12 protein-coding genes are annotated in these 16,222 nt (G+C 64.1%); all 12 read left to right on the top strand.

From position 1 onward, the window contains the following. The 12 genes from SZ55_RS16050 (at position 1) to fliG (ending at position 16,217) form a co-directional block, all read left to right on the top strand. Complete coding sequence (locus SZ55_RS16050) at positions 1–3,930, top strand: glycosyltransferase (RefSeq protein WP_052807618.1); 3,930 nt, start codon at positions 1–3, stop codon at positions 3,928–3,930. A 246-nt stretch (positions 3,931–4,176) separates the two neighbouring features. Beyond that, entirely contained in the window at positions 4,177–5,643 is a 1,467-nt protein-coding gene (locus SZ55_RS16045) for a flagellin (RefSeq protein ID WP_044408179.1), read from the top strand. 80 nt (positions 5,644–5,723) lie between these two features. Continuing rightward, positions 5,724–6,110, top strand: coding sequence for a flagellar protein FlaG (locus SZ55_RS16040; RefSeq protein ID WP_044408176.1), 387 nt, complete (start codon positions 5,724–5,726; stop codon positions 6,108–6,110). Positions 6,111–6,189: 79 nt separating this feature from the next. Next, a complete protein-coding gene (gene fliD / locus SZ55_RS16035; RefSeq protein WP_044408173.1) occupies positions 6,190–7,641 on the top strand; it encodes a flagellar filament capping protein FliD in 1,452 nt (483 codons plus the stop codon). A 121-nt stretch (positions 7,642–7,762) separates the two neighbouring features. Beyond that, positions 7,763–8,146 carry a flagellar export chaperone FliS gene (fliS, locus tag SZ55_RS16030; protein ID WP_044408170.1) on the top strand — a complete coding sequence of 128 codons (384 nt, stop codon included), beginning with the start codon at positions 7,763–7,765 and terminating at the stop codon, positions 8,144–8,146. Positions 8,147–8,156: 10 nt separating this feature from the next. Further along, positions 8,157–8,456: a hypothetical protein gene (locus SZ55_RS16025; protein ID WP_044408167.1), complete on the top strand. Its 300-nt coding sequence runs from the start codon at positions 8,157–8,159 to the stop codon at positions 8,454–8,456. A 208-nt stretch (positions 8,457–8,664) separates the two neighbouring features. Next, positions 8,665–10,137 (top strand): sigma-54 dependent transcriptional regulator, encoded by a 1,473-nt coding sequence (locus tag SZ55_RS16020; protein WP_044408164.1) that lies wholly within the window; start codon positions 8,665–8,667, stop codon positions 10,135–10,137. Positions 10,138–10,247: 110 nt separating this feature from the next. Then, entirely contained in the window at positions 10,248–11,459 is a 1,212-nt protein-coding gene (locus SZ55_RS16015) for a sensor histidine kinase (protein ID WP_044408161.1), read from the top strand. Positions 11,460–11,463: 4 nt separating this feature from the next. Further along, positions 11,464–12,882, top strand: a complete 1,419-nt coding sequence (locus SZ55_RS16010; protein ID WP_044408158.1) for a sigma-54-dependent transcriptional regulator — start codon at positions 11,464–11,466, stop codon at positions 12,880–12,882. 187 nt (positions 12,883–13,069) lie between these two features. Beyond that, entirely contained in the window at positions 13,070–13,405 is a 336-nt protein-coding gene (gene fliE / locus SZ55_RS16005; RefSeq protein ID WP_044408155.1) for a flagellar hook-basal body complex protein FliE, read from the top strand. A gap of 15 nt (positions 13,406–13,420) precedes the next feature. Then, entirely contained in the window at positions 13,421–15,208 is a 1,788-nt protein-coding gene (gene fliF / locus SZ55_RS16000) for a flagellar basal-body MS-ring/collar protein FliF (protein WP_044408152.1), read from the top strand. Beyond that, the gene (fliG, locus tag SZ55_RS15995; RefSeq protein ID WP_044408149.1) at positions 15,201–16,217 is read left to right on the top strand and encodes a flagellar motor switch protein FliG; all 1,017 of its coding nucleotides are present in this window, start codon (positions 15,201–15,203) and stop codon (positions 16,215–16,217) included. Before fliF ends, fliG begins: the two co-directional genes overlap by 8 nt. Positions 16,218–16,222 lie beyond the last annotated feature (5 nt).

The following is a 16,222-nucleotide window of genomic DNA, read 5'->3' as shown; positions in this document are numbered from 1 at the left end:
ATGTCCCAACCTGTACGTGCCCTCATCACCCAGCTCTGGCCGAAGAACATTCCACTGCTGGAGCGCTACCTGAGCGAGAACGAGCCGCGGACGCTGATCACCTTCCAGGGTTGCCTGACCCCGGAGCTGGAGGCCATGGTCCAGCACCATGGCGGCGAGCTGGTGGTGATCGACCCCCTGCTGGACCAGGCGATGCCCTCTGCCCATGCGGAATTCGACCAGCGCCAGGCGCTGGCCTTCAGCGACACCGTGCGCCAGGACCTGCGCCCCGACCTGGAGGCCGCCGGCCTGGAATGGGACGGCTGGGAGGCCACCCTGAAGGATGTGGCCGCGCGAACCCTGCCGGTGTCCTTTGCCCTGGTGGATGCGCTGGACCGGATGGCGGCGACCTACGAGGTGGAGCTGGTCGCCGTCAACGAGGACTGGATGTTCGGTTCCAAGACCCTGGTGGCCTGGGCCAAGGCGCGGGGCATCCCCTCCCTGCACATCGAGCACAACCCGACGCTCTGCTATCCCTATACCGTGCATGACCAGCAGAACTCCGACCTGATGGTGGTGTGGAGCGAGGACAGCCGCCGCCTCTACGGCGACGCCGGCTTCGATCCGGAACGTCTGCATGTGCTGGGTCTGCCGCAGTTCGACTCGCTGTTCGAAGCCCGCGAAGAACGGGCCAGTGCCCGCGCGGCCTTGTGCCAGGAACTGGGGCTGGATGCCGCGCGGCCCATCGTGGTGCTGGGCACCACGCTGCTGGCCGAGCACAGCCTGCCGCCTGAGCTGGCCATCGACGAGCAGGTGCTGCGGGCCTACCTGGAGGCTGTGCGGGCCCTGGGTGGTGAAGCCCAGGTGATCATCAAGGGCCGGCGTCCGCAGGGGCGCTTCGGGCCTGAGCAGGTCCAGTTGCTGGCGGCCCAGTACGGCCTGGGTGCCAATGACTACCGCTACGCCGACGGCGCGCCGCTGCCCTTCCTGCTCAGCGCCGATGTGCTGGTGGCCGTGGATTCGGGCCTGCAGGTGGAGGCCATGCTGGTCGGTACACCGGCCCTCAACCTGATGACCGAGACCGGTTTCTTCTATGGGCCCGGCCTGGTGCCGGCTCAGGGCGTCGACACCGTGGGGGCGGACGAACTGGCCGACGCCATTCGCCGGCTGCTGACGGATGACGTTCACCGCGAAACGATGCAGACGCGCGCGAAGGCCTGTGTGGAGGCCCTGCCGCGCAACTCGACGGCGGCCATTGCTGCGTTCATGGGCCGCATGGCGCTGCCTGAACCCCGTCGCCTGCTGGCCAGCGACCAGCTGCAGGACTGGCTGGATTCCGGTACGCCGAAAGGGCCGGCGCTGGCGCGCATCCTCGACAGCCTGGCGGCCCAGCAGCCGCGGCCGCCCCGCTTGGCCGTGGTGGTGCTGGATCGCCACGGCGATGCCGATGGGGTCTCCGCCACGCTGGACAGCCTGGCAGCCAATCTCTATCCCCATGTCGTCCCGGTGCTGCTGAGCACGGCTGGGCTGTCGGCTCCGGCCGGCGTCATGGGGCTGTGCGTGTCCGAGGGCGAGCAATTGCAGGCGATCAACGCCTGGGCCGCCGAGGCCGATGTGGACTGGTTGCAGGTGGTGGAGGCGGGCGTGACGTTCACTGCGGGCGGCCTGCTGGCGATGGTGCGACGCCTGGAGCGGCTGGAAGGGTGCCGGGCGGTGTATGGCGACGAATTCCAGCGTGCGCCTTCCGGTGCCCGCGGGGCGTGCTTCAAGCCGGACTTCAACCTCGACCTGCTGCTCAGCTTCCCCGTTAGCCTGGCGCCGCGCTGGTTCTTCCGGCGGGAGGTGTTCCTGGCTGAGGGCGGGTTCGACCCGATCTTCGTCGAGGCTCCCGAGCTGGAGTTGTTGTTGCGCCTGGTGGAACGCGATGGCCTGCAAGGGCTGGAGCACGTCGACGAGGTGTTGCTGACCGCTCCCGTTCCGGTATTACAGGCCAACCCCTACGAGCAGGTGGCCATCGAACGGCACCTGGAGAAGCGCGGCTTCCAGGCGCGGGTCGAGAGCCCGATGCCGAGGCGCTACCACATCCACTATGGGCACCCGCAGCAGCCGCGGGTCTCCATCGTGGTGGCGGTACGCGATCACCTTCCCTTGCTGCAGCGCTGCGTGGAAACCCTGCTGGAGCACACCCGCTACCCGAATTACGAGTTGCTGCTGGTGGATTGCGAAAGCCAGGACGCGGCGACCCTCAGTTGGCTGGAGGGGGTCGAGGGCTTGCAGAGCGAGCAGGTGAAGGTGTGGCGGTTTGCCGGCCCCTTCAACTTCTCGGCCATGGTCAACGCGGTAGCGATGACGGTGGAGAGCGAGTACCTGCTGCTGCTGGGCCACGACGTGGAAATCGTCCAGGCCGAATGGCTGGATGAGCTGGTCAACCAGGCCCAGCGCCCGGAAGTGGGGGTGGTAGGGGCCAAGGTGCTGGATGCGATGAACAGCGTCGAGCAGGCCGGCATCGTGCTGGGGCTCCATGACGTCGCGGGGCGTGCCTTTGTGGGTGAACCTTTCGAGGCTCCGGGCTACCTCAATCGCCTGCAGGTGACGCAGAACTACAGCGCCGTTGGCAGCGCCTGCCTGATGGTGCGTCGCGAAGCCTATGTGGCCGTTGGCGGGATGGACGAGGCGAAGCTGTCGGCCTTCTATGGCGACGTGGACCTGTGCCTGCGTATCCGCGCTTCGGGTCTGCTGAATGTGTGGACGCCTCACAGCGTGGTCCGGCGCGATGGCATCGACCTGCCGATTCTTGCCATTGAAGGCGCGCTGCCAAGGCAGGCGGCACTGAAGGCCGAGCGCGAGGAGATGCTGCAGCGTTGGCTACCTGTGCTGGCGAACGATCCGTCCTATAACCGCAACCTGTCGCTGGCCGGGTCGGGCTTCAGCTTCGAGTACGGCGAGCGCCGCGTGCGCGATCCGCTGCTGCCGCAGGTGCTGTGCTACCCGGCGGACATCACCGGCTGCGGACATTACCGTGTACGCCAGCCGCTCGCGGCACTGAAGGCAGCCGGTTGGGCGGAGGGCATGGCCAGTGGGGTGCACCTGTCCCCGGTGGAACTGGAACGCTTCCAGGCCACCAGCATCGTCTTCCAGCGGCAGATCATGGAGCCGCAGATCGAGGGCATGCGCGAGGTGAAGGCGTTGTCTTCGGTATTCAAGGTCTACGAGCTGGACGACTACCTGCCCAACCTGCCGCTGAAGAGCGTGCACCGCGACACCATGCCGAAGGACATCCTGCGCTCGCTCAGGCAGGCGGTGGCGCTGACCGATCGCTTCGTGGTGTCCACCGAGCCGCTGGCCGAGGCCTTGCGCGACCTGCACGGGGACATCCGGGTGGTGCCCAACTTCCTCCCCGAACACTGGTGGGGCAACCTGCGCAGCCAACGCCGTCGAGGCCGCAAGCCGCGTGTCGGCTGGGCCGGCGGGAGTAGCCACCTGGGCGACCTGGAGCTGATCACCGACCTGGTCAAGGCGCTGAAGGACGAGGTGGAGTGGGTCTTCTTCGGCATGTGCCCGGAGCGTATCCGTCCCTATATCCACGAATTCCACGGTGGCGTGCCCATCGAGCAGTACCCGGCGCTGCTGGCGAGCCTGGACCTGGACCTGGCGTTGGCGCCGCTGGAGCCGAACCTGTTCAACGAGTGCAAGAGCAACCTGCGGCTGCTGGAGTACGGTGCCTGCGGTTTCCCGGTGATCTGCACAGACGCCGTCTGCTACCGCGGCGACCTGCCGGTGACCCGGGTTAAGAACCGCTTCAAGGACTGGCTGGATGCAGTGCGCATGCACCTGGCCGATCTGGACGCCACTGCCCGGCAGGGCGATGCGCTGCGTGAGCGTGTGCTCGGCGAGTGGATGCTGAAGGGCGAGAATCTGCAGCGCTGGCGTTCGGCGTGGCTGCCGGACTGAGTTTTTCAGGAGCCGACGAACGGTATGGCGAAATCCTAAAGCTTCGTCATACCTGCCGATAACCCTGGTACGGACACAGTTCGTGCTTGTTGAGCAAGCCCCGGGAGAAAAAATTTCGAATCTCCCCTAAAGGTCCTCCGACAAGCGCCGATAAACAGTTCGAATGCGAATTCTAGGGGCACCTGAGCAGCAGGTCCTGAAGGTCGCAGGCTCAGGCAAATACTAGGTACTTCGGGAGACGCCACCATGGCACTTACAGTCAACACAAACATCGCTTCGCTCAACACTCAGCGTAACCTGAACGCATCGTCCAACTCGCTGAACACCTCGCTGCAGCGTCTCTCCACCGGTGCCCGCATCAACAGCGCCAAGGACGATGCCGCCGGCCTGCAGATCTCCAACCGTCTGACCAACCAGATCAGCGGCCTGAACCAGGCGACTCGTAACGCCAACGACGGTATCTCCCTGGCGCAAACCGCTGAAGGTGCCCTGCAGCAATCCACCGCGATCCTGCAGCGTATCCGCGACCTGTCCATCCAGGCCGCCACTGGTTCCAACAGTGCCGACGACCGTGCTGCGCTGCAGAAAGAAGTGACCGCTCAGCAGGCCGAACTGTCCCGTATCGCCGAAACCACTACCTTCGGCGGTCGCAAGCTGCTGGATGGCTCCTTCGGTACCACCAGCTTCCAAGTCGGCTCCAAAGCCTACGAGACCATCGACGTGACCCTGCGCGATGCCTCCTCCAGCAAGCTGGGTTCCTACCAGGTCGGTGGCGGTGCTTCCACCAATACCGCTGGTGCTTCTGCAGCAGCAACCACCAAGACAGGTACCCTGATCACTGGTAGCGGCGGCGCCTTCAGCTCTGGCACCGTTACCGTGGTCGGCAACGGCCAGACCAAGGACATCGACATCACCGCGACCGACAGCGCGAAGAGCATTGCCCAGAAGTTCGACGGTTCCATCTCTGGTCTGTCCGCCAGTGCCCGTACCGTGGTTCAGGCCGACGTGAACTTCACCTCCGGTGCTGCCACCTTCAACATCACGGTGGGCAGTAATACCGTACAGATGGTGGGTGTCACCTCCAACGAGGACCTGACCAAGCAGATCAACTCCAACGCCGGTAAGCTGGGCCTCACCGCCAACTACGACAAGCAGTCCGACAAGATCACCATCACCTCGTCTACGGGCGAGACCATCGAGTTCGGTACCATCGCGGGTTCTTCGGCTGGTACCCTCGACGTGGCGGTGCAGGGTAACGATGGTACCTTCGGCGCTACCCAGGACATCGTGGCAGGTGGTGGCGGCAAAGCCTTCGGTTATGTGCAGCTGGACTCCCCGGACTCCTTCGCAGTGACCGGCGCTACCACCGAAGTGTTCTCGCAGAGTGCATCGAAACTGAACACCGTAGCGAACGTGGACATCTCCACGGCTGATGGTGCCCAGCGCGCAATCGCGGTGATCGACAGCGCCTTGGCTGCGATCGACTCCCAGCGTGCCGACCTCGGTGCTGTGCAGAACCGCTTCGACAACACCATCTCCAACCTGCAGAACATCTCCGAGAACGCTTCCGCCGCTCGGAGCCGGATCAAGGACACTGACTTCGCGGCCGAAACCGCTACTCTGTCCAAGAACCAAGTTCTGCAGCAGGCTGGTACGGCGATCCTGGCCCAGGCCAACCAGCTGCCGCAGTCGGTCCTCAGCCTGCTGAGGTAAGTGAGGCAGAGCGCCTAGTCACTGATGGGAGGAAGGGACTTACCCTTCCTCCCATTTGGCCATTGTGAGGTATGTAAAACATGGATATCTCAAGCATTACGTCGGTCAACGCCATCCCTCGGTTGGCGAAGGACACCAGCGGTACGACGCCTTCTCAGAACGGCGTCACCCCGGCTACGTCCACTGCGGTTCCGGTTGCCAGCGGCACGGCAGCCCAGGACGACAAGGATGCCCGTAAAGGCCAGGGCGCCAATCTGGAGTCGGCGGTTTCCGATATCCAGTCGTTCGTCCAAGCGGTCAAGCGCGGGCTGGAGTTCAGCGTGGATGACTCCACCGGTGACGTTGTGGTGAAGGTCATCGATACCGACTCGGGCAAGCTGATTCGCCAGATCCCTTCGGAGGAGCTTCTCAAGCTCGCTGAACGCCTCGATGACATCCGCAGTCTGATGTTCGAAGCGAAAGCCTGAGTTGGCGCGATTCTTGTTTGCTTATCTGCCAATCCTTCCAGGAAGGGGATTCGGGACGTTTTTTTGACGGAGGTGTGAAATGGCCACAACGATCGGCACAGTGGGTTCGGGACTGCTCGACATCGACGCGACGGTCAAGGCACTGGTGAACAACGCCAAGGCGCCGAAGCAGAACCAGCTGGATACGCTTGAGTCCAAGACCACCACCAAGCTCACTGCCCTAGGCAGTCTGAAAAGCGCTGTCAGCGATTTTCAGACCGCAATGGCCCTGCTCAACAGTCCGAGCAGCTTCCTGTCCCGTAGCGTCGTCTCTTCCAATACAGCCGCACTCAACGCTACTGCTACTGCAAGCGCTGTGGCTGGTAGCTACAACATCAACGTCACTCAGCTCGCCCAAGGCAGCAAGATTGCCTCGGCGGCTTTTTCTGATGGTGCGACCACTGCTTTCAACTCCGGCACCCTGGACATCAAGATCGGTGGCGAGGATGCCCTCAATATTTCGATCGACAGCACCAACAACACGCTGACTGGCATCCGCGATGCCATCAACAAGCAGGGCGCTGCGAAGGGGCTCAGTGCAACCATCGTGACCGATAGCCAGGGTTCGCGGCTCGTACTGAGCAGCAGCAAGATGGGCGATGGCAAGGACATCACCATGACCGGCACCAGTACCTCGGGTAGCGCCACCGACCTGAGCAAGCTGACGTTCCCTGGTGCAGCCCTGAACGCCTCCGACTTCGCTACGCCCGCAGACTACAATGCGGCGGTGGCCGCTGCCGGGAAGACCCTGAATACGGCGCAAAGTGCCAAGTTGACCGTCGATGGCCTGAACGTGGTCAGCGATTCCAACTCGGTTTCCACGGCGATCGACGGCCTGACTCTTAACCTGACCGCTACGACCGAGACCGGCAAGCCGCTAACGCTCACGGTGTCCCAGAACACCAGCGCCGTGAAAACTAACGTTCAGAACTTCGTCACGGCCTTTAACAAGATGGTGTCCAGCATCAACAGCCTCACCAAGGTCACCGCAGTCGAAGGCAGTACCCCCGTCGTCGCGGCTCTGGCAGGTGACTCCACGGCGCGTAGTTTGCTGGCGAGCTTGCGTACGGAACTGGTTACCCAGAGCGGTGATGGCGGCACAGTCAAGGCTCTGGCTACCTTGGGGATTGTGACCAAGAAAGATGGCACTCTCGAGCTGGACAATGCCAAGCTCGACAAGGCCATTTCTGCGGACGTCCAAGGTATTTCCGACTTCTTCACTGGAGATAACGGTTTGGCCAATCGTTTGACCAGCCGCTCCAAGCCGTTCACAGACTCGGGCGGGGTGATTGAGCAGCGCAGCACGGTGTTGCGCGACACGATCAAGAGCGTTGATAAGCAGCAGGCTGCGCTGGATGCGCGCATGACGGTGCTACAGACTCGCCTCTACAAGCAGTTCACTACCTTGGACAGCCTGTTGAGCCAGATGCAGAGCACCAGTTCAAATCTGACTTCCCAGTTGAAGAACCTGCCAGGGGTAGCCGGGAACTGATCACCCGTTCGAAGCGCGAGCCTCCTGATAGCGAAAAAAGATGGATGGAGGCTTAAGCTCTCGCAGGACCGGCCGATAAGATGGACATCGACGAAACACCGGTTCACGAGGAGTTGCGCAAATGAACGCGATGATGGCCATGCAGCAGTATCAGCGGGTCAATGTCCAGGCCCAGGTCGCCGAAGCCAGTCCCCACCGCCTTATCCAGATGCTCATGGAAGGTGGTCTGGAGCGTATGGCACAGGCCCAGGGCGCGATGATGCGCGACCAGGCGCCGCTCAAGGGTGAGCTGATCAGCAAGGCCATCGCCATCATCGGCGGTCTGCGCGAAGCGCTCGATCCTACCCGTGGTGGTGAAATCGCCAGCAACCTCGACCGTCTCTACGAATACATGATCGCTCGCCTGATCGAGGCCAATAAGGTCAACGACCCTGCGCTCGTCAACGAAGTGGCAGGGCTGCTGCGCGAAGTGAAATCCGGCTGGGACGCCATCGCGCCCGTTTGAGGAAAGCATCATGAGCCAGACCATGCTCAAGCAGATCGAAGAGACCCGTGAGGCGCTCGTCTCGGCCTTCGAAAGTCAGGACTGGGAGGCCGTTGGGCGCCTGGACCTCCAGTGCCGTGAACAGGTGAATGTGGCGATGCTGGACTGCGGCGACATCGAAGAAGGGCTGCGTGCCCAGCTCGAAGCGCTGATCGAGGTCTATCGCCAACTGACCGAATCCTGCGCGCGACAGCGTGACGAGGTGGCGGCTGAGCTCAGCCAGATCGTTCGTGCCAGCCAGGGCGCCAAGGTCTACCAGCTCTTCGGTTAGTGGAATCCAGGCTGCACCGATGCCCCTCGGTGCAGCTTTCATGGCCTTTCACGAGGTCATCGGGGCTTCTGAAAAATACACGCCATAAATTTGACTCAGTCGGTGTTTTTGACTTTACTACTGGCCAATTGCCGGCGGAACTCCTTGAGGTACGTCGGTTTTTCTTGCCGCGCTCCAGTGGCGCCCGCTTTCGAGTAAGAACAGACCGATGTGGCGTGAAACCAAGATTCTGCTGATCGATGACAACGCTGATCGGCGTCGAGACCTGACAGTCATTCTGAACTTCCTCGGTGAAGACCACCTGGCCTGCGGCAGCGCCGACTGGCGTGCCATGGCGGATGCCAGCAGCGCAAGCCGCGACGTGCTCTGTGTGTTGTTGGGAGAGGTCCAGTCCAAGGGCGGTGTGCTGGAGCTGCTCAAGCAGGTCGGCAACTGGGACGAATTCCTGCCGGTGCTGCTGATCGACCAGGTGGCTCCTGTCGAGTGGTCGGAAGACATCCGTCGTCGCGTGCTGGCCTCTCTGGAGATGCCGCCCAGCTACAACAAGCTCCTCGACTCCCTGCACCGTGCCCAGGTCTACCGCGAGATGTACGACCAGGCCCGCGAGCGTGGTCGCCAGCGCGAACCGAACCTGTTCCGCAGCCTGGTGGGCACCAGCCGCGCCATCCAGCAGGTGCGGCAGATGATGCAGCAGGTGGCCGATACCGACGCCAGTGTGCTGATCCTTGGCGAGTCCGGCACTGGCAAGGAAGTGGTGGCGCGGAACCTTCACTACCATTCCAAGCGCCGCGAAGCGCCTTTCGTACCGGTCAACTGCGGCGCAATCCCCGCCGAGTTGCTTGAGAGCGAGCTCTTCGGCCATGAGAAGGGCGCCTTCACCGGCGCCATCACCAGCCGTGCCGGCCGCTTCGAGCTGGCCAACGGCGGTACGTTGTTCCTCGACGAGATCGGCGACATGCCGCTGCCCATGCAGGTCAAGCTGCTGCGCGTGCTGCAGGAGCGCACCTTCGAGCGGGTTGGCAGCAACAAGACCCAGAACGTCGACGTGCGCATCATTGCCGCGACCCACAAGAACCTCGAGCAGATGATCGAGATCGGCAGCTTCCGTGAAGACCTCTATTACCGCCTGAACGTCTTCCCCATCGAGATGGCCCCGCTGCGTGAGCGCGTGGAGGACATCCCGCTGCTGATGAATGAACTTATCTCCCGCATGGAGCACGAAAAGCGCGGCTCCATCCGCTTCAACTCCGCCGCCATCATGTCGCTGTGCAACCACGACTGGCCGGGCAACGTCCGTGAGCTGGCCAACCTGGTGGAGCGCATGGCGATCATGCACCCCTACGGCGTCATCGGCGTCAGCGAGCTGCCGAAGAAGTTCCGCCACGTGGACGACGAGGACGAGCAACTCGCCGCCAGCCTGCGCGAAGAGCTGGAGGAGCGTTCCGCCATTGGCGCCGGTCTGCCCGGCGTCAGTGCTCCGGCGATGCTGCCGCCCGAAGGCCTGGACCTGAAGGACTACCTGGGCAACCTCGAGCAGGAGCTGATCCAGCAGGCGCTGGACGATGCGGCCGGTGTGGTGGCCCGTGCCGCCGAGCGCCTGCGTATCCGCCGCACCACCCTGGTGGAGAAGATGCGCAAGTACGGCATGAGCCGTCGCGACGAAGATATGGCGGAAGATTGACGTACTTTTCCTAGGTTATTGATTTAAAAGGTTATTTTTTTAGGCACGGGTATTGCTAAGTCTCTTGTGAAACGACCGTTGGATGACGGTTTGCCGAGCGAGAGACTGAAATGACCGCAAGAGCCAACCCCGCACAGCAAGACGACGAGAACACCCAGGTGGATGTCGAAGAGGCTGGCCGTGCCAGCCTCGAAAAGACCTTCGCCATGTTCAGCCAGATGTCGTCTCAGCTCAGTGAGTCGTACAACGTGCTCGAAGCGCGTGTCACCGAGCTCAAGGGGCAATTGGCATTGGTCAGTGCCCAGCGCATGCAGGAGCTGGCTGAAAAGGAACGCCTGGCCCAGCGCCTGCAGAGCCTGTTGGATTTGCTGCCTGGTGGCGTCATCGTCCTCGACGGACAGGGTGTCGTTCGCGAGGCCAACCCGGTGGCCTGCAGCCTGCTCGGGCGCCCCCTGGTCGGCATGCTCTGGCGCGAGGTCATTGCGCGCAATTTCGCGCCCCGCAAGGACGACGGCCATGAGATATCCCTCAAGGATGGCCGTCGCGTCTCCATCGCCACCCGATCCCTCGACGGTGAGCCTGGTCAACTGGTGCTGCTGGCCGACCTGACGGAAACCCGCCGCTTGCAGGATGAGCTGGCCCGCCATGAGCGCCTGTCCTCGCTGGGGCGCATGGTCGCCTCCCTGGCCCATCAGATCCGCACCCCGCTTTCCGCCGCCTTGCTCTATGCCAGCCACCTGGCCGAGCAGGTGCTGCCGACCGAGCAGCAGCAGCGCTTTGCCAGTCGCCTCAAGGAACGCCTCCATGAACTGGAGCACCAGGTGCGCGACATGCTGGTGTTTGCCCGGGGCGACCTGCCACTGCCGGATCGCCTTGCGCCGGTGATGCTGTTCGCCGCGTTGCGCTCGGCCGCTGAACCTCACCTCGCCGGCGCCCAGGTGCGTTGGCAGTGCGACATCAGTGGGGGAGAGGTGCTGTGCAACCGCGACACTCTCGTCGGCGCACTGTTGAACCTGATCGAAAACGCCACCCAGGCCGCCGGTCCGCGGCTGCGCCTGAAGGTGCACCTCTTTGCCCGTGGCAACGCCCTGCACCTGTCCGTCAGCGATAACGGCCCCGGCATCGAGCCCGCCACCCTGGCGCGCCTGGGCGAGCCTTTCTTCACCACCAAGACCACCGGAACCGGCCTTGGCCTGGCCGTGGTCAAGGCCGTGGCACGTGCCCACCAGGGCGAGCTGACGTTGCGCTCGCGCGTGGGGCTGGGCACCTGCGCCACCCTGGTTCTGCCGCTGCTGGCGGCACAGCCGGCTAAACAGGAGTGATTCCATGACCGTCAAGATCCTGCTAGTCGAAGACGACCGCGCCCTGCGCGAAGCCCTGGCCGATACCTTGGCCCTCGGCGGCTACGCCTACCGTGAGGCCGATTGCGCCGAGGCCGCCCTGGTAGCCCTGGGCGAGGAGCCCTTCGGCATGGTCATCAGCGACGTGAACATGCCGGGCATGGATGGGCACCAGTTGCTGGCCCTGATCCGCACCCGCTATCCGCAGCTCCCCGTCCTGCTGATGACCGCCTACGGCGCCGTCGAACGTGCCGTGGATGCGATCCGCCAGGGCGCGGCGGATTACCTGGTCAAGCCCTTCGAACCTCGCGTGCTGCTGGACCTGGTCGGGCGCCATGCCCTGGGCCATGTCCCCCGTGGCGAAGCCGAAGGCCCCATTGCCGAGGACCCGGCCAGTCGCCAGCTGCTGGAGCTGGCGGCCCGGGTCGCCCGCAGCGACTCCACCGTGCTGATCTCCGGCGAGTCCGGCACCGGCAAGGAGGTCCTGGCGCGCTACATCCATCTGCAGTCATCCCGTGCGGACAAGCCCTTCATCGCCATCAACTGCGCGGCCATCCCGGACAACATGCTGGAAGCCACGCTCTTCGGTCACGAGAAAGGGGCGTTCACTGGTGCCATCGCTGCCCAGCCCGGCAAGTTCGAGCTGGCCAATGGCGGCACCATCCTGCTGGACGAGATTTCCGAAATGCCACTGGCGCTGCAGGCCAAGCTCCTGCGGGTGCTGCAGGAGCGTGAGGTGGAGCGCGTTGGTGCGCGCAAGCCCATCGAACTGGATATTCGCGTGCTCGCCACCACCAACCGCGACCTGGCGGGAGAGGTGGCGGCCGGACGTTTCCGTGAAGACCTCTACTACCGGCTCTCGGTCTTCCCCCTGGCCTGGCGCGCCTTGCGCGAGCGCCCGGCGGACATCCTGCCCCTGGCCGAGCGCCTGCTGGCCAAGCACGTACGCAAGATGAACCACGCCCCTGTCAGCCTCTCCCGCGAGGCACGCGATGCGCTGTTGCGCCATCCCTGGCCGGGCAACGTGCGGGAGCTGGACAACGCCATCCAGCGGGCGCTGATTCTCCAGCAGGGCGGCATCGTCCAACCCCACGACCTGTGCCTGGATGCACCCATCGGCATGGGTGTCGGTTCTTTGGCGCCGCAGCCGATTGTGTCGTCCGTACCGGTCTCCGCTGCGCCGCCAGTCGCTACTCCGCCGGTTGTGGTCGACGCTGCCAGCGCGCTGGGTGAGGACCTGCGCCGCCATGAGTTCCAGATGATCATCGAGACGCTGCGCCTGGAGCGGGGGCGTCGCAAGGAGGCGGCCGAGCGGCTCGGCATCAGTCCCCGGACCCTGCGCTACAAGCTGGCGCAGATGCGCGATGCCGGCATGGACGTCGAGGCCTACCTCTACGCCAGCTGACACGGGCTCCGCGTCTGCCTGCGCGTTGATCACCGGGTTGGCCAGCCTGACAGGGCAGCGCCAACCCTTTGTTTTGCCTGCGTTTCAGTCCCTTCCCAAGCGCCTTCGCCACTTCTGGCACCCTTGTTGCTAATACCCTTTCAAAGGCCGCTCCTGCGTCAAAAATCTGCGGCCGCGGAGGAATGTGATGAGCCAGGGTGTCGAATTCAATCGCCTGATGCTGGAAATGCGCTCCATGCAGATGGAGGCGATGGCACGACCCAAACCCACCACCCAAGCTGCGCCCGAGGCTGCGGCGGTGCCGAGCTTTTCCGACATGCTCGGCCAGGCTGTGAACAAGGTGAACGAGGTCCAGCAGGCGTCCAGTCAGTTGGCCACCGCCTTCGAGGTGGGCAAGAGCGGCGTCGACATCACCGACGTGATGATCGCTTCGCAGAAGGCCAGCGTTTCCTTCCAGGCTTTGACCCAGGTGCGCAACAAGCTGGTCCAGGCCTACCAAGACATCATGCAGATGCCGGTTTAAGGGGTGAGGTGAGAAATGGCAGACGCAGCAACCGCCAACGTACCGGCACCCTCCACCGAGCCGGGTGAGAAGAAGCCCCTGTTCGGACTGGCCTTCCTGGAAAACCTGTCGCAGATGACCATGCTGCGCCAGATCGGCCTCATGGTCGGCCTGGCCGCCAGTGTCGCCATCGGCTTCGCCGTGGTGCTCTGGTCCCAGCAGCCGGACTACCGCCCGCTGTATGGCAGCCTCACCGGCATGGACGCGAACCAGGTGATGGAGACGCTGAACGGCGCCGACATTCCCTACAAGATTGAGCCCAACTCCGGCGCGCTGCTGGTCAAGGCGGACGATGTGGCGCGCGCGCGCATCAAGCTCGCTGGCGCCGGCCTCGCCCCCAGCGACGGCAACGTCGGCTTCGAGATCCTCGACAAGGACCAGGGCCTGGGCACCAGCCAGTTCATGGAGGCCACCCGCTACCGCCGGGGCCTGGAAGGCGAGCTGGCTCGCACCATCTCCAGCCTGAACAACGTCAAGGGCGCGCGCGTCCATCTGGCCATCCCGAAAAGCTCGGTATTCGTCCGCGATGAGCGCAAGCCCAGCGCCTCCGTGCTGGTTGAGCTGTACCCGGGCCGTAATCTCGAGCCGAGCCAGGTGATGGCCATCGTCAACCTGGTGGCCACCAGCGTTCCCGAACTGGAGAAAGGCCAGGTCACCGTGGTCGACCAGAAGGGCACCCTGCTGTCCGACCAGCAGGAGCTGTCCGAGCTGACCATGGCGGGCAAGCAGTACGACTACACCCGCCGGATGGAGAGCCTGTTCACCCAGCGTGTGCACAGCATCCTGCAGCCGGTGCTGGGCAGTGGCCGCTACAAGGCCGAGGTGTCGGCAGACGTCGACTTCAGCGCTGTCGAATCCACCTCCGAAATGTTCAACCCCGACCAGCCGGCCCTGCGCAGCGAGCAGAAGCTCGCCGAGGAGCGCCAGGCGGGTTCCGGGCCCCAGGGCGTGCCCGGTGCGCTGTCCAACCAGCCCCCCGGCCCGGCCAATGCCCCGCAACAAGCCACCGCCGCTGCAGCCCCCGGCGTGCAGCCCGGCCAGCCGATCCTCGACGACAACGGCCAGCAGATCATCGACCAGGCCACCGGCAAGCCGCTGCTGGCGCCGTACCCGACCGACAAGCGCGACCAGAGCACCCGCAACTACGAGCTGGACCGCTCGGTGAGCTACACCAAGCAGCAGCAAGGCCGCCTGCGCCGCCTGTCCGTGGCGGTGGTGCTGGACGACCAGGTCAAGGTTAACGCTCAGGGCGAGACCACCCACGTGCCCTGGACAGCTGACGAGCTGGCTCGCTTCACCCGCCTGGTGCAGGACGCAGTGGGCTTCGACGCCAGCCGTGGCGACAGCGTCAGCGTGATCAACACGCCGTTCCTCGGCGGCCAGGACGATGTGATCGAACTGCCGTGGTACGAGCAGGTCTGGTTCCAGATGCTGACGTCCGCGCTGAAGCAGCTGTTCCCGGCGCTGCTGATCCTGATCCTGGTGTGGTTCGTGCTGCGTCCGGTGCTGAACAACATCTCCGGCGCCAAGGACAAGGAACGCGAGGCAGCCCTGGCGGCCGAGCGCGAGCTGGGCGAATTGGGTGGTGGGCTGTCTGGTGAGCTGGCCGATGATCGGGTCAGCCTCGGCGGACCGCAGAGCATCCTCCTGCCCAGCCCGAGCGAGGGGTATGATGCGCAACTGAACGCGATCAAGAGCCTGGTGGCTGAAGACCCGGGTCGCGTGGCCCTGGTAGTCAAAGAGTGGATCAACTCCGATGAGTGACAATCGCCCCCCAGCCAAGCTGACCAAGGTGGACAAGGCAGCCATCCTGCTCCTGTCCCTTGGCGAGACCGATGCCGCACAAGTGCTGCGCCACATGGGCCCGAAGGAGGTCCAGAAGGTCGGCGTGGCCATGGCGCAGATGCGCAACGTCCACCGCGAGCAGGTGGAGCAGGTGATGGGCGAGTTCGTCGAGATTGTCGGCGACCAGACCAGCCTGGGCGTCGGTGCCGACGGCTACATCCGCAAGATGCTCACCCAGGCCCTGGGCGAGGACAAGGCGAACAACCTCATCGACCGCATCCTGCTGGGCGGCAGCACCAGCGGCCTGGACAGCCTGAAGTGGATGGAGCCGCGCGCCGTGGCCGACGTGATCCGCTACGAGCACCCGCAGATCCAGGCCATCGTCGTCGCCTACCTCGACCCCGACCAGGCCGGTGAAGTGCTCAGCCACTTCGACCACAAGGTCCGCCTCGACATCATCCTGCGGGTGTCGTCCCTCAACACCGTGCAGCCGTCCGCGTTGAAGGAACTGAACCTGATCCTCGAGAAGCAGTTCGCCGGCAACGCCAGCTCGACCCGTACCACCATGGGCGGCGTCAAGCGTGCGGCGGACATCATGAACTACCTCGACAGCTCGGTCGAAGGCGCGCTTATGGACTCCATCCGCGAAGTGGACGCCGACCTGTCCGGACAGATCGAAGACCTCATGTTCGTCTTCGACAACCTGGCCGACGTGGACGACCGGGGTATCCAGGCGCTCATGCGCGAAGTGTCCTCCGAGGTGCTGGTGGTGGCGCTCAAGGGCGCCGACGACGCGATCAAGGAAAAGGTCTTCAAGAACATGTCCAAGCGTGCCGCCGAACTGCTGCGCGACGACCTCGAGGCCAAGGGCCCGGTGCGCGTCAGCGACGTGGAAGCGGCACAGAAGGAAATCCTCACCATCGCCCGCCGGATGGCCGAAGCCGGGGAGATCGTCCTCGGTGGCAAGGGCGGCGAAGAAATGATCTGAGGCGC

This window comes from Pseudomonas sp. FeS53a (assembly GCF_000931385.1).
Classification (GTDB): Bacteria; Pseudomonadota; Gammaproteobacteria; order Pseudomonadales; family Pseudomonadaceae; genus Metapseudomonas; species Metapseudomonas otitidis.
Note: the sequence above shows the minus strand (reverse complement) of the source record. Positions and strands in the feature narration are given on the sequence as shown.